Annotated in this window: 19 protein-coding genes, 6 tRNA genes and 1 rRNA gene; all 26 read left to right on the top strand. The window is 52.7% G+C overall.

Going from position 1 to position 20,922, the window contains the following annotated elements; all coding sequences use genetic code 11:
- Positions 1 to 65: 65 nt before the first annotated feature.
- Positions 66 to 461, top strand: coding sequence for a S1 domain-containing RNA-binding protein (locus tag NSS88_RS08240; protein WP_049624445.1), 396 nt, complete (start codon positions 66 to 68; stop codon positions 459 to 461).
- Positions 462 to 628: 167 nt separating this feature from the next.
- Positions 629 to 705, top strand: a tRNA-Met gene (locus NSS88_RS08235).
- A gap of 11 nt (positions 706 to 716) precedes the next feature.
- Positions 717 to 788 (top strand) — tRNA-Glu (locus tag NSS88_RS08230).
- Between the two features lie 204 nt (positions 789 to 992).
- Complete coding sequence (gene spoIIE, locus NSS88_RS08225; RefSeq protein ID WP_049624446.1) at positions 993 to 3,470, top strand: stage II sporulation protein E; 2,478 nt, start codon at positions 993 to 995, stop codon at positions 3,468 to 3,470.
- Positions 3,471 to 3,483: 13 nt separating this feature from the next.
- Positions 3,484 to 4,278 carry a vWA domain-containing protein gene (locus NSS88_RS08220; RefSeq protein ID WP_080706498.1) on the top strand — a complete coding sequence of 265 codons (795 nt, stop codon included), beginning with the start codon at positions 3,484 to 3,486 and terminating at the stop codon, positions 4,276 to 4,278.
- A complete protein-coding gene (locus NSS88_RS08215) occupies positions 4,241 to 5,224 on the top strand; it encodes a protein kinase domain-containing protein (RefSeq protein ID WP_033014215.1) in 984 nt (327 codons plus the stop codon). Before NSS88_RS08220 ends, NSS88_RS08215 begins: the two co-directional genes overlap by 38 nt.
- Before the next feature lie 90 nt (positions 5,225 to 5,314).
- The gene (gene tilS / locus NSS88_RS08210) at positions 5,315 to 6,709 is read left to right on the top strand and encodes a tRNA lysidine(34) synthetase TilS (RefSeq protein WP_049624447.1); all 1,395 of its coding nucleotides are present in this window, start codon (positions 5,315 to 5,317) and stop codon (positions 6,707 to 6,709) included.
- A gap of 11 nt (positions 6,710 to 6,720) precedes the next feature.
- On the top strand, positions 6,721 to 7,266 hold the full coding sequence (gene hpt / locus NSS88_RS08205) for a hypoxanthine phosphoribosyltransferase (protein WP_012820458.1): 546 nt from the start codon (positions 6,721 to 6,723) through the stop codon (positions 7,264 to 7,266).
- A gap of 94 nt (positions 7,267 to 7,360) precedes the next feature.
- On the top strand, positions 7,361 to 9,259 hold the full coding sequence (gene ftsH / locus NSS88_RS08200; protein WP_049624448.1) for an ATP-dependent zinc metalloprotease FtsH: 1,899 nt from the start codon (positions 7,361 to 7,363) through the stop codon (positions 9,257 to 9,259).
- 131 nt (positions 9,260 to 9,390) lie between these two features.
- Positions 9,391 to 10,167 carry a type III pantothenate kinase gene (locus NSS88_RS08195; protein WP_033009019.1) on the top strand — a complete coding sequence of 259 codons (777 nt, stop codon included), beginning with the start codon at positions 9,391 to 9,393 and terminating at the stop codon, positions 10,165 to 10,167.
- 14 nt (positions 10,168 to 10,181) lie between these two features.
- Complete coding sequence (hslO, locus tag NSS88_RS08190) at positions 10,182 to 11,060, top strand: Hsp33 family molecular chaperone HslO (protein ID WP_033014188.1); 879 nt, start codon at positions 10,182 to 10,184, stop codon at positions 11,058 to 11,060.
- Positions 11,061 to 11,146: 86 nt separating this feature from the next.
- The gene (cysK, locus tag NSS88_RS08185) at positions 11,147 to 12,073 is read left to right on the top strand and encodes a cysteine synthase A (protein ID WP_033014187.1); all 927 of its coding nucleotides are present in this window, start codon (positions 11,147 to 11,149) and stop codon (positions 12,071 to 12,073) included.
- Positions 12,074 to 12,191: 118 nt separating this feature from the next.
- A complete protein-coding gene (gene pabB, locus NSS88_RS08180) occupies positions 12,192 to 13,613 on the top strand; it encodes an aminodeoxychorismate synthase, component I (RefSeq protein ID WP_049624449.1) in 1,422 nt (473 codons plus the stop codon).
- A gap of 5 nt (positions 13,614 to 13,618) precedes the next feature.
- Positions 13,619 to 14,194 carry an aminodeoxychorismate/anthranilate synthase component II gene (gene pabA, locus NSS88_RS08175; RefSeq protein ID WP_033014185.1) on the top strand — a complete coding sequence of 192 codons (576 nt, stop codon included), beginning with the start codon at positions 13,619 to 13,621 and terminating at the stop codon, positions 14,192 to 14,194.
- A 7-nt stretch (positions 14,195 to 14,201) separates the two neighbouring features.
- Positions 14,202 to 15,077, top strand: a complete 876-nt coding sequence (gene pabC / locus NSS88_RS08170) for an aminodeoxychorismate lyase (protein WP_055358735.1) — start codon at positions 14,202 to 14,204, stop codon at positions 15,075 to 15,077.
- The gene (gene folP / locus NSS88_RS08165; RefSeq protein ID WP_050368050.1) at positions 15,074 to 15,928 is read left to right on the top strand and encodes a dihydropteroate synthase; all 855 of its coding nucleotides are present in this window, start codon (positions 15,074 to 15,076) and stop codon (positions 15,926 to 15,928) included. Before pabC ends, folP begins: the two co-directional genes overlap by 4 nt.
- A complete protein-coding gene (gene folB, locus NSS88_RS08160) occupies positions 15,921 to 16,280 on the top strand; it encodes a dihydroneopterin aldolase (RefSeq protein ID WP_287136198.1) in 360 nt (119 codons plus the stop codon). The genes folP and folB overlap by 8 nt, the downstream gene beginning before the upstream one ends.
- 1 nt (position 16,281) lies before the next feature.
- Entirely contained in the window at positions 16,282 to 16,809 is a 528-nt protein-coding gene (folK, locus tag NSS88_RS08155; protein ID WP_033008956.1) for a 2-amino-4-hydroxy-6-hydroxymethyldihydropteridine diphosphokinase, read from the top strand.
- Entirely contained in the window at positions 16,761 to 16,982 is a 222-nt protein-coding gene (locus NSS88_RS08150; RefSeq protein WP_055358734.1) for a helix-turn-helix domain-containing protein, read from the top strand. The genes folK and NSS88_RS08150 overlap by 49 nt, the downstream gene beginning before the upstream one ends.
- Positions 16,983 to 16,997: 15 nt before the next feature.
- On the top strand, positions 16,998 to 17,996 hold the full coding sequence (dusB, locus tag NSS88_RS08145; RefSeq protein ID WP_055358733.1) for a tRNA dihydrouridine synthase DusB: 999 nt from the start codon (positions 16,998 to 17,000) through the stop codon (positions 17,994 to 17,996).
- A 330-nt stretch (positions 17,997 to 18,326) separates the two neighbouring features.
- Complete coding sequence (gene lysS / locus NSS88_RS08140) at positions 18,327 to 19,811, top strand: lysine--tRNA ligase (RefSeq protein ID WP_033008952.1); 1,485 nt, start codon at positions 18,327 to 18,329, stop codon at positions 19,809 to 19,811.
- A 507-nt stretch (positions 19,812 to 20,318) separates the two neighbouring features.
- Positions 20,319 to 20,435 (top strand): 5S ribosomal RNA (gene rrf / locus NSS88_RS08135).
- Positions 20,436 to 20,443: 8 nt separating this feature from the next.
- A tRNA-Val gene (locus NSS88_RS08130) sits at positions 20,444 to 20,519 on the top strand.
- A 139-nt stretch (positions 20,520 to 20,658) separates the two neighbouring features.
- Positions 20,659 to 20,731 (top strand) — tRNA-Lys (locus NSS88_RS08125).
- Positions 20,732 to 20,748: 17 nt separating this feature from the next.
- A tRNA-Leu gene (locus tag NSS88_RS08120) sits at positions 20,749 to 20,833 on the top strand.
- Between the two features lie 11 nt (positions 20,834 to 20,844).
- A tRNA-Gly gene (locus tag NSS88_RS08115) sits at positions 20,845 to 20,919 on the top strand.
- The last annotated feature ends 3 nt before the right edge of the window (positions 20,920 to 20,922 follow it).

Raw genomic sequence — 20,922 nt, 5'->3', positions numbered from 1 at the left:
TTTTTTATTCGCTATAATGAAATCAACACCATCTTTAAAGCGTTTTAAGGAGGAGCACTTTTTTTATGTCGATTGAAGTAGGCAGCAAGTTACAAGGCAAAGTCACAGGCATTACGAAATTCGGGGCGTTTGTGGAGCTGCCGGAAGGTGTGACAGGACTCGTTCATATCAGCGAGGTAGCCGATAACTACGTCAAAGATATCAACGACCATTTGAAAGTCGGCGACACGGTGTATGTCAAAGTCATTAACGTCGGCCAAGACGGAAAGATCGGCTTGTCCATTCGCAAAGCAAAGGATACGCCTTCTTCGCAGCGGCCGCGCCGGGCGCATGACCGCTCTGCGGCTGACAGCTTAGAGCAAAAAATCAGCCGTTTCCTGAAAGAGAGTGAAGACCGATTGGCGTCGTTGCGCCGCCATACCGAATCGAAGCGGGGAGGTCGTGGATCGAGACGCGGGTAACTTGCTGCTGAATGAATGCCGGAAAGATGACGAATAGGGGGACAACAAAGCATCCATGGTCATGGATGCTTCTTTGTTGGGTTTGGCGAAAGAAAGGATGTATTTTCCGGAACGATACATATTGACAATCGGTATGGGCTCCAGTATTATATTAAATGTTGCCACACGGCGGTGTAGCTCAGCTGGCTAGAGCGTACGGTTCATACCCGTGAGGTCGGGGGTTCGATCCCCTCCACCGCCACCAAAATTCAATATGGCCCGTTGGTCAAGTGGTTAAGACACCGCCCTTTCACGGCGGTAACACGGGTTCGAATCCCGTACGGGTCATCATCATTGACGAACGAGCATGCGCCATGAAGCGACATGCTCGTTTTTCGTTTTTGTCTGCTTCTGTCGGAACAAAAACGTTGCCTGCACATTGTCGGGAAAAACGTCGAACGATTTTTTATTTTTCTCCGTTGTTTTGACAAATTTTTGGCAATTTCAAATATATAATAGGGGGTAATAGAAAAGCAAAGGAGAGGATCGGGAATGGAAAGAGTAGAAAGAGGGACGTTGCGCCGTATTTCGGAAGTGCCGATTCATGACACGCAAGCGACCGTATCGCGTTGGATACGCCATGTGAAGCTGCGCCTTGGCCACTTGTTCGTCCATCAAGGATTTTTGCTTCTTCTCGTCGGCTTTTTGCTTGGACGAGCACTCATTTTGGCGAAGCTGACCCCGTTTGCGCTGCCGTTTTTCGTTTCCGTCTATATGTTGCGCCGTGACAAGGCGGCCTTTGCTTTGATTGCCCTAATGGCCGGCGCATTGACACTGTCGTTCGATGTTTTGCTGTTTGTCGGCGTTTCCATTTTCGGCTTTCTCTTTATTTACGGATGGGTGCGCAGGGTGATCAGCGAATCGTTAAAAATCGTCCCGTTCGTCGTCTTTGCGGTCTCATTGGCAGCGAAATGGCTGATCTCCTACTACTGGGTCGGGGAGCGGACGGTTTACGGGACGGCCATGGCGGTTGTCGAAGCCGGGCTTTCGCTTGTGCTTACACTGATTTTTATGCAAAGCATCCCTTTGCTGACGGTCCGGAAACACAAACATGCCTTGCGGGCTGAGGAAATCATTTCATTGATTATTTTGCTTGCCTCGATGTTGACAGGGATGATCGGTTGGTCGGCGTATGGCTTGTCGCTTGAGCATGTGATGTCGCGTTATCTCGTGCTGCTGTTCGCATTTGTCGCCGGGGCGGCGACCGGTTCGACTGTCGGAGTGGTCACCGGCCTCATTTTGAGCTTAGCGAACGTCGGCAACTTGTTGGAAATGAGCTTGCTTGCCTTCGCTGGGCTGCTCGGTGGGCTGCTTAAAGAAGGGCGAAAGCTTGGGGTCGCGTTCGGGCTTATCGTCGCGACGTTGTTAATGGGTTTATACGGGAATGGAAAGGCGGAGCTTGTGCCGACGTTGCTTGAATCAGGCATCGCCATTGTGCTGTTTTTGTTCACGGCCCACTCCTTGACAGAGAAAATCGCCAAATACATTCCGGGTACGGCCGAATATATCAATGAGCAGCAACAATACGTCCGCAAAATTCGCGACGTGACCGCCCAGCGCGTTTCACAGTTTTCGAACGTCTTCCAAGCATTGGCGGAAAGTTTTTCACCCGAACCATTGTCAGATGACAGTGAACATCAGGAGCGCGAAGAAGACTACTTTCTTGGCGATATTACGGGGCAAACGTGCCAAACGTGTTTCAAAAAGGCCCAGTGCTGGGTGACAAACTTTAGTACAACCTATGCGTATATGAAGCGAATGATGCATGAAGCCGAAGAAAAAACATTGGCGCACAACCATCAGCTGCTGCGCGAATGGGAGCGCCATTGCGTAAAAGCAGGCAAAGTCGTTGACGCGATGGAAAAGGAGATGGTCATTTATCAGGCGAATCGCAAACTCAAACAGCAAATTTATGAAAGCCGAAAACTCGTCGCCGAGCAGTTGCTGGGCATTTCCCAGGTGATGGACGATTTCGCCAAAGAAATGCAAAAGGAACAGGAAAACCATTATTTGCAGGAAGAGCAAATTTACCACGCTTTGCAAGAGTTTGGCATTGAAATCGGCCACGTCGATATTTACAGTTTGGAAAAGGGAAATATCGATATTGAAATGAGCATTCCGTATTGCGATGGGCGCGGCGAGTGCGAAAAACTGATCGCGCCGATGCTGTCGGACATTTTAGGGGAAACAATTGTTGTCAAGCGTGAAGAGTGCGCCGCTTACCCGAACGGCTACTGCCGTGTTGCCTTTGGTTCAACCAAAGCGTTTGTCGTGGAAACGGGAGTCGCGTTTGCGGCTAAAGGGGGCGAGCTCATTTCCGGCGACAGCTATGCGACGATTGAGCTTGGCACCGGCAAATATGCGGTTGCCGTCAGCGACGGCATGGGCAACGGCGAACGGGCGCACTACGAAAGCCGCGAGACGCTGCGCCTGCTGCAAAAAATTTTGCAGACAGGGATGGACGAATCGATTGCCATTAAATCGATCAATTCGATCCTGGCGCTGCGGACGACAGAGGACATGTATGCGACGCTCGATTTGGCCATCATCGACTTGCAAAACGCCGCGACAAAGTTTTTGAAAATCGGGTCGATGCCGAGTTTCATCAAGCGGGGCAACAAAGTGATCAAGGTAGAGGCGAGCAACTTGCCGATGGGGATCCTTAAAGAGGTCGAATTTGATGTCGTCAGCGAACAGTTAAAATCGGGCGACTTGCTCATCATGATGAGCGATGGGGTGTTTGAAGGGCCGATGAACGTAGAGAACCATGATGTATGGATGAAGCGAAAAATTCAAGAGTTAAAAACGAACGACCCGCAGGAAGTCGCTGATTTGATCATAGAAGAAGTGATCCGCCAATGCGGCGGGGAAATTGAAGACGATATGACGGTCGTTGTCGCGAAAGTGCGGCACAACACGCCAAAATGGGCGACGATTCCCGCGTATATGTATATGAAAAAGGCGCAGTAATGCGCGTATAAAAATGTTCCCTGGCGGCGATGATGGTAATACTTATTCGCCAAGGAGGGGAACGAACATGCGGAAAGGAACGTTGCGGCAAATTTTGTTGATTACGGACGGCTGCTCAAACCATGGCGAGGACCCGGCTGCGATGGCGGCATTGGCTCGCGAACAAGGCATTACAGTGAACGTAATCGGCGTGTTGGATCAAGACACGATTGACGAAAACGGACGGCGGGAAATTGAAGCGATCGCTGCCGCCGGCGGCGGCATGAGCCAAATCGTGTACGCGAAACAGCTGTCGCAGACGGTGCAAATGGTGACGCGCCAGGCGATGACGCAGACGCTGCAAGGGCTCGTCAATCGCGAGTTGAAACAAATCTTTGGTTCTGACGTTTCGCTTGAGGACTTGCCGCCGGACAAGCGCGGCCAAGTGATGGAAGTCGTCGATGAACTTGGGGAAACGGCCGCACTTGATGTGCTCATCTTAATCGATACGAGCGGAAGCATGAAGACGAAACTGCCGATGGTCAAAGAGGCGCTCCTTGACTTGTCGCTCAGTTTAAACGCGCGCATGGGCGAAAATCGCTTTTCTGTGTTTATTTTCCCGGGCAAACGGAATTACGCTGAGAAAATGATGGATTGGACGCCGAAAATTGAAGAGCTGTCCACCATCTTTCCAAAGCTTTCATCAGGCGGGCTGACGCCGACCGGACCGGCGTTGCGTGAAGCGATGGCCTATTTCGGCCGCAATCGGTCGCTAAGGAGTTGGATTCATGATGGCGATGAGCCATACATCGAAGGATCGTCTTGGTAATCTTCCGCCCGGCACGGTCATCACTGGCAAATGGCACGGCCATTCGTACCGGTTGCTGCGTCGGCTCGGCAGCGGGGCGAACGGCGTCGTCTATCTGGCGGAGAGCGGCCGCCGCCGCGTTGCGCTGAAACTGAGCGACGACTATGCGTCGCTAGCCTCGGAAATGAATATATTGCGCCGTTTTGCCAAGGTCCAGGGAGCCGCCCTCGGGCCTTCTTTGCTGGAAGCCGATGATTGGCAAAGCCCGTTTGCCCGGAGGGTGGTTCCGTTTTATGCCATGGAGTACATTGAAGGGGAGCAGTTCTCCGCTTTCGTCCGCCGGCGCGGAAAAGAATGGGCGCCGGTGCTGCTTATGCAGCTTTTGTCTGTGCTCGGACGGCTTCATGAAGAAGGATGGGTATTCGGTGATTTGAAGCCGGACAATTTGATCGTCACCGGGCCGCCGCCGTCCGTCCGACTGTTGGATGTCGGGGGGACGACGATGCAGGGGCGGGCGATCAAAGAGTTTACCGAGCTGTATGACCGCGGCTATTGGGGGCTCGGGTCGCGCAAAGCAGAGCCGTCGTACGATTTGTTTGCGGCGGCGATGGTGATGATTGCCGCCTGTTATCCGGGGCCGCTCGAGAAAAAAGGGAACGGGAGGGCGCAACTTTTGTCCATCATTGAAACGGATCGTTTTTTAGCCCAATATAAAGAAGTTTTGCAAAATGCGCTTGACGGCCGGTATGCGAAGGCCGAGGACATGCGCCGCGACTTATTGGCTGCCTCTTCCCGCCGCGTGGCGGCACACTATGAGGTCAAGACAGCAGCGGCCGCACCGAACCGCCGGTCGGGTCGGCGGGCCGCCAAGCGCCGCAAAACGGGCAGGGTTGCCGAAACGGTGCTGATCGCTGTTTTGCTGCTTGGCGCGTACGGTTTTTATATATACTGGCATCTGTCGATGTAACCTAGTAAAATAATAAAGAAACGGAAGTTTTGAGAAAATGGGGCGGTCGTGTTACGATGAAGCTAAAAGAGGGTAAAGAGGGTTTCGGCGATGATGGATAAAGTGCGCGCCTTTATTGACAGGCACGGACTGCTTTCAAAAGGGGCGACAGTCATTGTCGGCGTTTCCGGGGGCCCCGACTCGCTTGCTCTGCTGCACGTGTTTCTTTCGCTTCGCGATGAGTGGAAGCTTCGCCTTGTAGCGGCTCATGTCGACCATATGTTTCGCGGGCGGGAATCGGAAGAGGAGATGGAGTTTGTGAAACATTTTTGCGCCGAACACCGTATTTTATGTGAGACGGCGCAAATCGACGTTCCTGCTTTCCAGCGCCGCACGGGCCTTGGCGCCCAAGAGGCGGCGCGCAACTGTCGATACCGCTTTTTTGCCGAACTGGTGAAAAAACATCAAGCCCAGTATGTCGCTGTCGGCCATCACGGCGATGACCAAGTCGAGACGATTTTAATGCGGCTTGTGCGCGGCAGCACAGGAAAAGGATATGCCGGTATCCCCGTCAAGCGGCCGTTTCACGGCGGGTATCTCATCCGCCCGTTTTTAGCCGTCAGCCGGGCGGACATCGAGGAGTATTGCGAAAAGGCAGGGCTCGCCCCGCGCCGCGACCCAAGTAACGAAAAAGACGACTACACGCGCAACCGGTTCCGCCGCTATATTATTCCGTTGCTGAAACAGGAAAATCCGCGCTTGCATGAGCGATTTCAACAATATAGTGAAATGATGGCGGAAGATGAGCAGTTCTTGGAGGAATTGGCAATCGACGCGCTGAATAAAGTAATGGAAAAACAATATAATGAAGTTGTGTTGCATCTCCGCCCGTTTCTCGCATTGCCTCGGCCGTTGCAGCGTCGGGTGTTGCAGCTTTTGCTGCTTCGCCTTTACGACGCCGTTCCGGCGGCGTTGACTTTTGTACATATCGGTCATATACTGATGCTTTGCGAACGCGCCCACCCTTCCGGACAAATTGATTTGCCAAAAGGGCTCAAAGCGATCCGCTCGTATGACCGCTGTTTGTTTACGTTTGGCGTCCAAAGCGGCGCTCCAAGCTATCAGCTTGACTTGCCGGTTCCAGCGCTATTGCCCCTCCCAACCGGTGGTGCAATCGTGAGTGAATTTAGGGAACACTATCCGAAGGGACGGCTGGGAAACGATTCGTTTGTGGTTGACCCCGATGCGGTGTCCCTTCCGCTTCGCGTGCGGACGCGCCGCGAGGGCGACCGGATGGTGCTGAAAGGGACGGGAGGCACGAAAAAAATTAAAGAGATTTTCATTGAAGCCAAAGTTCCGCGGACGGAAAGGGATGGCTGGCCGATCGTCGAAGATGCCGACGGCCGCATTCTCTGGGTGCCAGGGCTGAAAAAATCGGCTTTTGAAGCCGAAGACCGCGGGCAAGCCCGTTATATCCTGCTCCATTATGAGGCGATGAACAGCTAGGAGGAAAAAAGATGGGAATGAAAGACGATATTCAAAAAGTGTTGATCACTGAGGAGGAAATTCAGGCGAAAGTCAAAGAACTCGGCGGCTTGTTGACGAAAGAGTATGAGGGGCGTTTTCCGCTCGCCGTCGGCGTCCTCAAAGGGGCGATGCCGTTTATGGCCGATTTGCTCAAACATATCGATACATACTTGGAAATGGATTTTATGGATGTGTCAAGCTACGGCAATGCGACTGTTTCATCCGGTGAAGTGAAAATTGTCAAAGACTTAAATACATCGGTTGAGGGCCGCGACATTTTGATCATTGAAGACATTATCGACAGCGGATTGACGCTCAGTTATTTGGTGGATTTGTTCCGCTACCGGAAAGCGAATTCGATTAAAATCGTCACCCTCCTTGACAAGCCGTCGGGCCGGAAGGCGGATATTCAGGCTGATTACACTGGATTTACCGTCCCCGACGAATTCGTTGTCGGCTATGGCCTCGATTATGCTGAAAAATACCGCAACCTCCCGTTTATCGGCGTCTTAAAGCCAGAAGTGTACCAAAAGTGAAGCGATTGTCGTGCACCGGCCGAATTGTTTGTATTTAAGCAAATTTCTATGCTAGTATTGAGTATAGTGTGTTTCATATGGGAGGAGGCAAGAAATGAACCGGATTTTCCGCAACACCATCTTTTATTTGCTGATTTTCCTCGTCGTGATCGGCGTCGTCAGCTTTTTTAACGGCACGAACCAGCGGACTGAGCCGATGACGTACGATGCGTTTATCACTCATCTGGAAAACGGGGACGTTAAGTCGTTTTCTATTAAGCCGGAGCGCGGCGTATATGAAATCAAAGGCCAGTTGAAAACATATAGCGAAGGGCAGTACTTTTCCACCTACGTCATGAACAGTGACAAAGTGCTTGACCGCATCGATGCGGCGGCGGCGCGGACGCGGGTGGAAGTCGTGCCTGCGGATGAAACGAGCGGATGGGTGACGTTTTTCACTTCCATCATCCCATTTGTTATTATTTTTATTTTGTTCTTCTTCCTTTTGAACCAGGCACAGGGCGGCGGCAGCCGGGTGATGAATTTCGGCAAAAGCCGGGCGCGGCTGTATACGGATGACAAGCGGAAGGTCCGTTTTCGCGATGTGGCTGGAGCGGACGAGGAAAAAGAAGAGCTCGTGGAAATTGTTGAGTTTTTGAAAGATCCGCGCAAATTCGCCGAACTCGGCGCCCGCATTCCAAAAGGGGTGTTGCTTGTCGGGCCGCCGGGGACCGGGAAAACGTTGTTGGCGCGCGCGGTTGCCGGGGAAGCGGGCGTGCCGTTTTTCTCGATCAGCGGGTCGGATTTCGTAGAAATGTTCGTTGGGGTTGGCGCTTCGCGCGTGCGCGACTTGTTTGAAACAGCGAAAAAGAACGCACCGTGCATCATTTTCATCGACGAGATTGACGCCGTCGGCCGCCAGCGCGGCGCCGGCCTTGGCGGCGGCCACGATGAGAGGGAGCAGACGCTCAACCAGCTGCTTGTGGAAATGGACGGTTTTAACGGCAATGAAGGCATCATCATTATTGCGGCAACAAACCGGCCGGACATTTTAGACCCGGCGCTGTTGCGCCCGGGCCGCTTCGACCGGCAGATTACCGTCGACCGGCCGGATGTGAAAGGGCGCGAAGCGGTGTTGCGCGTGCATGCCCGCAACAAGCCGCTCGATGAGTCGGTTGATTTGAAGGCGATCGCCATGCGCACGCCGGGATTTTCCGGCGCCGATTTGGAAAACTTGTTGAACGAAGCGGCGCTCGTTGCAGCGCGCCGCAACAAAAAGAAAATCGACATGAGCGACATCGACGAGGCGACCGACCGCGTCATTGCCGGACCGGCGAAAAAAAGCCGCGTCATTTCGGAAAAAGAGCGGCGGATCGTCGCGTTTCACGAAGCTGGGCATACGGTCATCGGCATGGTGCTTGCCGACGCGGAAATGGTGCATAAAGTGACGATCGTTCCGCGCGGCCAAGCCGGAGGCTATGCGGTCATGCTGCCGAAAGAAGACCGGTACTTTATGACGAAAGCCGAATTAATGGATAAAATCACCGGCCTGCTCGGCGGGCGCGTCGCCGAGGAAATCGTGTTCAACGAAGTGAGCACGGGGGCCCACAACGATTTTCAGCGGGCGACAAACATCGCGCGCCGGATGGTGACGGAGTTCGGCATGAGCGAAAAGCTTGGTCCGCTGCAATTCGGCCAACCGAGCGGGCAAGTGTTTTTAGGACGCGACTTGCATAATGAGCAAAATTACAGCGATAAAATTGCTTACGAAATTGACTTGGAAATCCAGCGCATCATTAAAGAGTGCTACGAAAAGGCGAAGCAGATTTTAACGCAGCACCGTGACAAACTGGATCTAATCGCCACAACGCTGTTGGAAGTCGAAACGCTTGATGCGGAACAAATTAAACATTTATTTGAGCACGGCACGCTGCCGCCCGACCGCAAAGGCCGCGATGAAGCAGGCAAGGGCGACATCGACGTGAAAATCAATATTCAAAAGAAAGAGGAGTAATCGATGTCTCTATTCAGAGGCATCTTTTTTTTAGCCGCGGCCCCGTAGGTTGGCGCTGTTTTTTCCGCGGGAAAATCAAGTATGATATGATAGAGAAAGGAACTTATTGAAGAAAAGTGGGGAATGAGGCCATGATTTTTGTGTTGGACGTCGGCAACACCAATACCGTGTTGGGGGTTTATGACGGCGATGAATTAAAACACCATTGGCGCATCGAGACGAGCCGGGCGAAAACGGAAGACGAGTATGGCATGACCATCAAGGCGCTCTTGAGCCATGTCGGCTTGCAGTTTTCCGACATCCGCGGCATCATCATTTCTTCGGTTGTGCCGCCGATTATGTTTGCCCTTGAACGCATGTGCTTAAAATATTTCCACGTAAAGCCGCTCGTTGTCGGACCGGGCATTAAAACCGGGCTGGACATTAAATACGATAATCCGCGCGAAGTGGGCGCCGACCGGATCGTCAATGCGGTCGCGGGCATCCATTTGTACGGCAGCCCGCTCATTATTGTCGATTTTGGCACGGCGACCACGTATTGTTATATTAACGAACATAAACAATATATGGGAGGGGCTATTGCCCCGGGAATTATGATTTCGACGGAGGCGCTGTTTGCGCGGGCAGCAAAATTGCCGCGCATTGAAATCGCCCGTCCGGACGATATCATCGGCAAAAATACAGTCAGCGCCATGCAGGCCGGCATTTTATACGGATATGTTGGACAAGTGGAAGGCATCGTGTCGCGCATGAAGGCGAAAAGCAAAGTTCCGCCGAAAGTCATCGCCACTGGCGGCCTTGCGCCTCTCATTGCCGGCGAATCGGACGTGATCGATGTCGTGGATCCGTTTTTGACGCTGACAGGCTTAAAATTGTTGTACGAGAAAAACACCGAGAAAAAAGGATGAAGGGTTTGGTGAAGATGGGAGATTACTTAGTCAAAGCGCTCGCCTATGACGGACAGGTGAGGGCGTATGCGGCAAGGACGACGGAGACGGTGGCGGAAGCGCAGCGCCGCCATCAAACGTGGCCGACCGCCTCGGCGGCGCTCGGACGGGCGCTGACGGCCGGCGTTATGATGGGAGCAATGTTAAAAGGGGATGAAACGTTGACCATCAAAATTGATGGCGGCGGGCCGATCGGCACGATTTTAATCGACAGCAATGCCAAAGGGGAAGTGCGCGGCTATGTGACCAATCCGCACGTGCATTTCGAGCTGAATGAACACGGGAAACTCGATGTCGCGCGGGCGGTCGGCAAAAACGGGATGCTGACGGTCGTCAAAGACCTCGGGCTGCGCGACTTTTTCACCGGTCAAGTGCCGATCATCTCGGGGGAGCTCGGTGAGGATTTCACCTATTATTTCGCTTCTTCCGAGCAAATCCCGTCGTCCGTCGGCGTCGGCGTGCTCGTCAACCCCGATTACACGATCCGGGCCGCGGGAGGGTTTATCATTCAATTGATGCCTGGAACGGAAGAACAAACGATCAGCCGCATTGAGGAGCGGTTGAAACAAATTCCGCCTGTGTCGCGCATGATTGAAAACGGCCTAACACCGGAGCAAATATTGGAACAATTAGGCGGCGGCGTCCGGGTGTTGGAGACGATGCCGGTGTCATTTGTCTGCCGCTGTTCGCGCGAGCGGATCGCGGATGCGCTCATCAGCCTGGGGCCAGGGGAGATTCAAGATATCATCGACAAGGAAGGGCAGGCGGAAGCGTCATGCCATTTTTGCAATGAAACATACCATTTTGCGAAAGAAGAGCTCGAACAGCTGAAGCAACTTGCCGAAAAACGGTGAAAACGCGAAAATGATTGACAATTTCACTAATAGCTGATACATTGGAGATAAATTCGATAAAATTAATCGGGATTAGGGGTGGAACCATGGCACGCACAGTCAATTCTGTAACGGAACTGATCGGCGATACACCAGCCGTGAAACTAAATCGTATCGTCGATGAGGACAGCGCTGATGTTTATGTAAAATTGGAGTTCATGAACCCGGGCAGCAGCGTCAAAGACCGGATTGCATTGGCGATGATTGAGGCGGCGGAAAAAGAAGGAAAACTGAAGCCAGGCGATACGATCGTCGAACCGACAAGCGGCAACACCGGAATCGGGCTGGCAATGGTCGCGGCGGCGAAAGGATACAAAGCAGTGTTGGTCATGCCGGATACGATGAGCTTAGAGCGCCGCAACCTGTTGCGGGCGTATGGAGCTGAGCTGGTGCTCACGCCGGGCGCTCAAGGAATGCGTGGTGCGATCGAAAAAGCGGAAGAGCTCGCTCGCGAGCATGGCTATTTTATGCCGCAGCAATTCAAAAACGAAGCCAACCCGGAAATTCATCGTTTGACAACGGGCAAAGAAATCGTCGAACAAATGGGCGACCAGCTTGACGCGTTTGTGGCCGGCATCGGGACGGGCGGAACGATCACAGGCGCCGGCAAAGTGTTGCGTGAAGCGTATCCAAACATTAAAATTTATGCGGTTGAGCCGGCTGATTCGCCGGTCTTGTCGGGCGGCAAACCGGGCCCGCATAAAATTCAAGGAATCGGAGCCGGATTTATCCCGGATATTTTGGATACAAGCATTTACGATGAAGTCATTACCGTCACAACCGACGAAGCGTTTGCGGCTGCCCGCCGCGCCGCCCGCGAAGAAGGCATCCTTGGCGGCATTTCGTCCGGCGCTGCCATTCATGCGGCATTGAAGGTGGCGAAAGAGCTCGGCAAAGGAAAAAAAGTGCTTGCCATCATCCCGAGCAATGGGGAGCGCTATTTGAGCACGCCGCTTTACCAATTCGAAGACTAAGCAGCTTTACTTTCGGCAGGGGTGACCCTGTCGAACTTTTTTATGTTTATGGGTGATATGAGCGCCGACTCATTGTACAATAAGGATAATGATGAGCGTCGTAAAGGGGTTGGCTGTGATGAAACAAAGACGAAGGCGGCTGAAGCGGACCATTCATTACAGCGGGCGGGATTGGTTTTATCAGTATGAGCAACTGGCATACGGCCGGCGGCACCACGTGTTGCTGGAGAGCGGACAAGGGGGAAGATACAGCATCATCGGCCTCAATCCGAGCGGGATCATTCGTGCCGCCGGGCATCAGCTGTCCATTATCTATCGTGGAAAAGAAACGGTGCTGAACGGGCCACCGCTCGAGTTGCTGCAGCAATGGTTTTCACAACGTGTGGCGCCGGGGGAGGGGGAGCCGCTCCCGTGCCAAGGCGGGTTGGTCGGCTATATCAGCTATGACGCCGCTCGTTATATCGAACGGCTTCCATCGCTGGCTGTAGATGATTTGCAGCTACCGTCTATGCAGTTTTTTGTATTTGACGATGTGGCGATTTACGATCATCAAACCGATCGCCTTCATTTGCTCGCTTATGCAGATGAAGGGGAAGAAGGAGAAGCGGAGCGGCGGTTGGAGATGTATGAACGGCTGTGGCTTGAAGAGCGAAGCAGCCCGCCGGTTTGGCCGTCCGTTGTCTCATCGGCTTGTCCATCGGTTTCCATGACAAAGGAGCAGTTTATGGAAGCGGTCCGCCGCGTTCAACATTATATTGCAGCGGGCGATGTGTTCCAAGTTAATTTGTCGGTGCGCCAGTCCCGTCCGCTGTTGACCCACCCGTTCGCTGTGTACAAACAACTGCGGACCATTAACCCGTCGCCGTACATGGCGTATGTGCATACCCCTGAATGTCAAATTGTCAGCGGTTCGCCGGAGCTGCTCGTCCGCAAGCAGGGAGAACGGCTGGAAACACGCCCGATAGCCGGAACCCGCTCGCGCGGACGCACGGAAGCGGAAGACGGGCAAATCGCCCGCCAACTGCTAGCCAGCGAAAAAGAGCGGGCCGAGCACGCCATGCTCGTTGATCTTGAGCGGAATGACCTTGGGCGTGTCTGTGTCTATGGGACGGTGCGTGTCGATGAGTGGATGACGGTGGAAAAGTATTCGCATGTGATGCATATTGTTTCCCACGTATCCGGCATCATGGCTCCGGAACATGATGCGTTTTCTGTTATTCGTGCGATGTTTCCCGGCGGAACGATCACCGGCGCTCCGAAAGTGCGGACGATGGAAATCATCGAAGAATTGGAGCCGGTTCGCCGCGGTTTGTACACCGGTTCGATCGGCTGGATCGATTTTCAAGGGAATATGGAGCTAAACATCGCCATCCGCACGATGGTTGTGAAAAACGGGCTGGCCCATGTGCAAGCAGGCGCAGGCATTGTCATCGATTCCAACCCGGAGCACGAGTACAAAGAATGTTTGAAAAAAGCCGCTGCCCTCTGGAAAGCGAAAGAGCTGAGCGAAGCAGAGACTTTATTTCAGAGCATGAGGTGAGAAGGATGATCGTCATGATCGATAACTATGATTCGTTTACGTACAATTTGGTGCAATATTTAGGGGTTTTAGGCGAAGAGCTGTTCGTAAAGCGGAACGACGAAATTACGGTGGACGAGATTGAGCAGCTTCATCCCGATTTTATCATGATTTCCCCCGGCCCATGTACACCGAATGAGGCGGGAATCAGCTTGGCCGTTATCGATCGCTTCGCCGGCCGCATCCCGATTTTTGGCGTCTGCCTCGGCCATCAGGCGATCGCCCAGGCGTTTGGCGGCCGCGTCATCCGTGCCCCAAGGCTGATGCACGGGAAAACGTCGTCCGTTTACCATGACGGGGAAACGATTTTCCGCGGCGTGCCAAGCCCGTTTACAGCGACGCGCTACCATTCCCTTATCGTTGAGAAAGAGACGCTTCCAGACTGTTTCATCGTGTCGGCTTGGACGGACGAAGACGAAGTGATGGCCATTCGCCATAAAACATTGCCAATCGAAGGAGTGCAGTTCCACCCGGAGTCGATTATGACCAGCCATGGGATGCAGCTGCTGAAAAATTTTATTGATACGTACAAAAAGGCGTGATGGGCATATGTATGTGTATGTCAATGGGGAGATTGTCCCGTATGAGGAGGCGAGGGTTTCGGCGTTTGACCACGGTTTTTTATACGGGATCGGCTTGTTTGAGACGTTCCGCACGTATGAGGGACATCCGTTTTTGCTTGACGATCATTTAGCGCGGCTAAATCGCGGGCTTTCCGAGTTGCGCATCCAAAAGCAGGTAAGCCGTGCGGAGGCGCTCGGGATCATCGAGCGGTTGCTCAGGGCCAATGGTCTTCAGGACGCCTATGTACGTTTCAACGTCTCGGCTGGGGTTGGCGGTCTTGGCTTGTCGATGGAGCAGTATAGCCATCCAACGGTGATCGTCTATATGAAGCCGCTGCCGCCATCCGCCCCTCCAGAAGGGAAAGAAGGGGTCGTTTTAACAACGAGGCGGAACAGCCCTGAAGGCGATGAACGGTTAAAATCGCATCATTATTTAAACAATATAATTGGAAAGTGGGAGCTTGGCCGCCGTGTGGATGTGGAAGGCATTTTTTTAAATCGGGACGGGCAAGTAGCCGAGGGAATCGTTTCGAATATTTTTTGGGTCAAGGACGGCGTTGTCTACACCCCGGCGCCGTCTGTCGGCATATTAAACGGCGTTACGAGGCAGTTCGTCATCGCCTTGCTCGAACGGCTTCATATCCCGATTAAAGAGGGAGCGTATCCCCTGTCCCATTTGCAGGAGGCTGATGAGGTCTTTATTACGAATTCACTGCAGGAAATTGTGCCGCTTCACCGCATCGGCCGCCGCTCTTATAGCGGAAAACATGGCCCGGTGACCTGTGCGCTGCAACATCATTACCGCCGCTTTACCGATACATTATGGACGAGGAACGAACTGAAAGAAAGGATGAACGAATGATGGCAACGATGACGCGTTCCTTTGTATTAAAATGCCGCGGACATGAGCTGGATTTGCGCCAAAAAACGTTGATCATGGGCATTGTCAATGTGACGCCTGACTCGTTTTCCGACGGCGGCCGGTTTTATGAAGTGGAAAAAGCGGTCGAGCATGCGAAACGGCTCGTGGCGGAAGGAGCCGACATCATTGACATCGGCGGTGAATCAACTCGTCCGGGGGCGGATCCAGTGCCGCTTGATGAAGAGCTACAGCGCGTCATTCCGGCAGTCAAAGCGATCGCCGATGCGGTGGACGTGCCGATTTCCGTCGACACGTATAAAGCCGAGGTCGCAAGGCAGGCCATTGAAGCGGGAGCGCATATCATCAACGACGTTTGGGGCGCCAAAGCCGATCCGGATATGGCCCACGTCGCCGCTTCGTACGGAGTGCCGATCATTTTAATGCACAACCGTCACGATATGGCATACCGCGATCTCATTTCCGACATGATCGCCGACTTGAAGGAGAGCATCCGTATTGTCAAACAGGCGGGAGTAAAAGAGGAAAACATTATTGTAGATCCGGGGATCGGATTTGCCAAAACGGTTGAACATAACCTGGAAGTGATGCGGCGTCTCGATGAGTTTGCTGCTTTGGGATACCCACTTTTGCTTGGCACATCGCGCAAACGGTTTATCGGCCATGTGCTCGATGTGCCGGTTGAGGAGCGGGTCGAAGGAACGGGGGCGACGGTTTGCCTTGGCATCGTGAAGGGGGCGCATATCGTCCGCGTCCATGACGTATTGCCGATCGCCCGCATGGCGAAAATGATGGATGCGATGCTCGGGAAAGGAGAGAGCGGCCATCGATAAAATTTATATTCAAGGTATGGAATTTTACGGTTATCACGGAGTGCTCCGAGAAGAAAACGTCCTCGGCCAGCGGTTTTTGGTCGATGTGGCCCTTGAGCTCGACTTGCGTCCAGCCGGCCGGAGCGACCGTCTCGAGCATACGGTGAACTATGCGGAAGTATACGAGCGCTGTCGGACGATCGTGGAAGAGAGGACGCTCGCCTTGATCGAAGCGGTTGCCGAGGCGATCGCGGATGAGCTGCTTGCCGCTTTCCCCGCCGTTCAGCGGTGCACGGTGAAAGTAATCAAGCCGAATCCGCCCATTCGCGGCCATTATCAGCATGTCGCCGTTGAAATCTACAGGGGGCGGTAAGATGGAAAACATTGCGTATATTGCTTTAGGTTCCAACCTTGGAGATCGTGCGTACTATTTGCGTTCAGCCGTCGCGGCGCTTCATCGCCATAAGGGAATTTTTGTCACATCGGGTTCGTCCATCTATGAAACCGACCCGGTCGGTTACGTCAACCAAGACAAGTTTTTAAACATGGTGATTGAGGTGGCGACCGCTTTGTCGCCATTTGCTTTGTTTGACGTGACGCAACAAATCGAACAGGAATTTGGCAGGAAAAGGGAAACTCGCTGGGGGCCGCGCACGTTAGACCTTGACATTTTGTTGTACAATCATGAAAATATTGAGACAGAGCGACTTGTCATTCCGCATCCGCGCATGGCGGAGCGGGCGTTTGTTTTAATCCCGTTGCTCGAGATCAATTCCCATTTGACAATACCGAACGTTTCGGAACCGTTAGCAGACATTATTGACCGACTACCCGACAAAAAAGGAGTTCGTGTATGGAAGCAGAAAGATGGGGAAGACGTATTCGCGCTTTTCGAAAGCTGAAAGGATATACACAAGAAAAGTTGGCCAAGGAACTCGGCATTTCCGTTTCGATTCTCGGCGAAATTGAACGGGGGAACCGGATGCCGTCCGACACGCTTGTCGGACAGATCGCCGAGCGGCTGAACGTATCGGTTGAGGAGCTGGAACCGCCAAAGTTCGAATCAAACAGGTAGAAAGGAGGCGTTTTTATGTTTCGCATTGGTGATGTGGAAATTCAAAACCGTGTCGTCCTTGCGCCGATGGCAGGCGTGTGCAATTCGGCTTTCCGCCTGACCGTAAAGGAGTTCGGCGCCGGTCTTGTATGCGCAGAGATGGTGAGCGATAAAGGAATCGTATACAACAATGAAAAGACGTTAAATATGCTCTATATCGACGAACGCGAAAAGCCGCTCAGCTTGCAAATTTTCGGCGGTGAAAAGGAAACACTTGTCAAAGCAGCGAAATTTGTCGACAAAAATACAAATGCCGATATTATCGACATCAACATGGGCTGCCCAGTGCCGAAAATTACGAATTGCGATGCCGGAGCGAAATGGCTCCTCGACCCGAACAAAATTTACGATGTCGTCGCCGCCATTGTCGACGCCGTCGAAAAACCCGTCACGGTCAAGATGCGAATCGGTTGGGATGACCAACATATTTACGCTGTTGAAAACGCCCAAGCGGTCGAACGCGCCGGCGGCAAAGCCGTCGCCGTCCATGGACGGACAAGGGTGCAAATGTATGAAGGGAAGGCGAATTGGGACATCATTAAGCAAGTCAAAGAGGCCGTCAACATTCCAGTCATCGGAAACGGTGATGTCAAAACGCCGCAGGATGCCAAGCGGATGCTCGAAGAAACTGGGGTTGACGGCGTGATGATCGGGCGGGCGGCGCTCGGCAACCCGTGGATAATCTATCGCACGGTCCGCTATTTAGAAACAGGGGAGCTCATTCCCGAACCGACCCCAAGGGAAAAAATCGATGTCTGCCTGCTGCACTTGGACCGTCTGATCGCCCTTAAAGGCGAGTACATTGCGGTGAAAGAAATGCGCAAGCACGCGGCTTGGTATTTAAAAGGCATCCGCGGGGCGGCGAAAATCCGCAACGCCATCAACGAGTGCGAGACGCGGGACGAATTGGCCGCGCTCTTGCTTCAAGTCGCCGAAGAAGCGGAAAGCCGGGCGGCGAACGCCGAAGCCGTTTAACGGATTTCCGAAAGAAGTCTCCCACCTCAAGGAACGCGAAGGGTGTAACCCAGTGAGTAAGTGGGAGATGAATGTTGGTTGGCGTTAGCCAACGAATAGGATAGAATATGGCTAGAACGGACACCTTCGGAACGAAGGGAAGCGTAAAGGGTTCTGGTGTGTGGCTTACCGTTCGGCGAACACGCACAAGTCGCTTGAAGCCTTCACCTCTAAGCGAAGCGTAGGTAGCGGGTAGTTCACACAACGGAGATGACGTTCATGCAGCGGAAGACTGCCAGCGGGTGCTGGCAGTATTTTTCGTAAAAAATCGCTAAATGGAGTGAATGAGGTATGAGCCATGAAGAATTGAACGACCAACTGCGCGTCCGCAGGGAAAAGCTGAAAAAAATTGAGGAATTGGGTGTCGATCCGTTTGGCAAACGGTTCGAGCGCACGCATAAAGCGGAAGAGCTGTTTGAACTGTACGGAGATTTGTCAAAAGAGGAACTCGAAGAGCAACAAATCGAAGTCGCCGTCGCCGGCCGCATCATGACAAAGAGAGGCAAGGGAAAAGCGGGCTTTGCTCACATCCAGGACGTGACGGGACAAATTCAAATTTACGTCCGCCAAGACGATGTTGGCGAACAGCAATACGAGCTGTTTAAAATCTCCGACCTCGGCGACATCGTCGGCGTGCGCGGCACGATGTTTAAAACAAAGGTCGGCGAACTTTCGATCAAAGTATCGTCGTATGAATTTTTAACAAAAGCGCTGCGTCCGCTGCCGGAAAAATACCACGGCTTAAAAGATATCGAGCAGCGCTACCGCCAACGCTACCTCGATTTAATTATGAATCCGGAGAGCAAAAAGACGTTCATCACCCGCAGTCTCATTATTCAATCGATGCGTCGCTATCTTGACAGCCATGGCTACTTAGAAGTCGAAACACCGATGATGCACGCCGTAGCAGGCGGTGCGGCGGCGCGCCCGTTCATTACGCATCATAATGCGCTCGATATGACGCTGTATATGCGGATCGCCATCGAGCTGCATTTGAAACGGCTCATCGTCGGCGGCTTGGAAAAAGTGTATGAAATCGGGCGCGTTTTCCGGAATGAAGGCATTTCCACCCGCCATAACCCGGAGTTTACGATGCTCGAATTGTACGAGGCGTATGCCGACTTCCGCGATATCATGAAATTAACGGAGAACTTGATCGCTCATATTGCCACGGAAGTGCTTGGCACAACAAAAATCCAGTACGGCGAACATCTTGTCGACTTGACGCCTGAATGGCGGCGCCTCCATATGGTCGATGCGATCAAGGAATATGTCGGCGTCGATTTCTGGCGGCAGATGAGCGACGAAGAGGCGCGGGAGCTGGCCAAAGAACACGGTGTCGAAGTCGCGCCGCACATGACGTTCGGCCATATCGTCAATGAATTTTTTGAACAAAAAGTAGAGGATAAACTGATCCAGCCGACGTTCATTTACGGCCACCCGGTCGAAATCTCGCCATTAGCCAAGAAAAACCCAGACGACCCGCGCTTTACCGATCGGTTTGAGCTGTTCATCGTCGGGCGCGAACATGCGAACGCCTTTACGGAACTAAACGACCCGATCGATCAGCGTCAACGGTTTGAGGAGCAGCTGAAGGAGCGCGAACAAGGAAACGATGAAGCGCACGAAATGGACGAAGATTTCCTCGAAGCGCTCGAATACGGCATGCCGCCGACGGGCGGACTCGGGATCGGGGTCGACCGGTTAGTCATGCTTTTGACCAATTCACCGTCCATTCGCGATGTATTGCTCTTCCCGCAAATGCGCCATAAATAACCACGATCGTCCCCTGTTGCGAACAACGGCAGGGGACAGTTTGTTATGAGAACTCGATTCAAGAAAAAGCCGGCTGCTGCCAGCCCCTAAGAAGGCCGGTGAAAAACAACGGATTCGTTTGGTTTTTGAGAAATCGAAAGGAACGAAGTTATAGTGTTGCAAAGTTTCTCAATTTGCCGCCCGTCCTAGACAAATGGAAAGATCTAAACCGGAAAATCGTTGATCATTACTATCGTCTTGGCAAATCATATTTGCATCATACACCACTCGCATTTGCCTATAACACGTACCAACGCTAATTTTCGTTCGACGATTGACTTTTAGTCATAGAATGTATATAATGAGCAATGTTGTTTTTGAGAACAAAACAAAAAACGAAATGAGTTGACAAGCTTTCTTCAGTGTGTTATATTATGATAGCACGTGAGACGTCAATAATGACGAACAAAAGGATATTGACAAGCAAACAAATTTGATTATAATATAACTTGTCTGTTCTGTTGACTGCCTAGTGATGATAGCGGAGGGGAAACACCCGTTCCCATCCCGAACACGGAAGTTAAGCCCTCCAGCGCCGATGGTAGTTGGGGCCAGCGCCCCTGCGAGAGTAGGTCGTCGCTAGGCAACAGCGTGGAGGATTAGCTCAGCTGGGAGAGCACTTGCCTTACAAGCAAGGGGTCGGCGGTTCGATCCCGTCATCCTCCACCATTTATATACCATGAGCCATTAGCTCAGTAACGAGCGTTGCATCTTCGAGTTCGCTGCGAGTTGCCCCGACGCATCTTGCATCTTCGAATACGCTAGCAGAGGAAGGGGCATCGTTCGCTGTGAGTGTATACCCAACCATGAGCCATTAGCTCAGTAGGTAGAGCATCTGACTTTTAATCAGAGGGTCGGAGGTTCGAGTCCTCCATGGCTCACTACCAACTATATATTTGCGGGTGTGGCGGAATTGGCAGACGCGCTAGATTCAGGGTCTAGTGCCCTTTACGGGCGTGGGGGTTCGAGTCCCTTCACCCGCATAATGATTTGGGCGGAAGTAGTTCAGTGGTAGAACACCACCTTGCCAAGGTGGGGGTCGCGGGTTCGAGTCCCGTCTTCCGCTCCATTT

Origin of the sequence: Geobacillus sp. FSL W8-1251 (genome assembly GCF_038005945.1) — a bacterium.
In the GTDB taxonomy this organism is placed as follows: Bacteria; Bacillota; Bacilli; order Bacillales; family Anoxybacillaceae; genus Geobacillus; species Geobacillus stearothermophilus.
The sequence above is the reverse complement of the archived record's forward strand: the minus strand, read 5'-3'. Positions and strand labels throughout refer to the sequence as shown.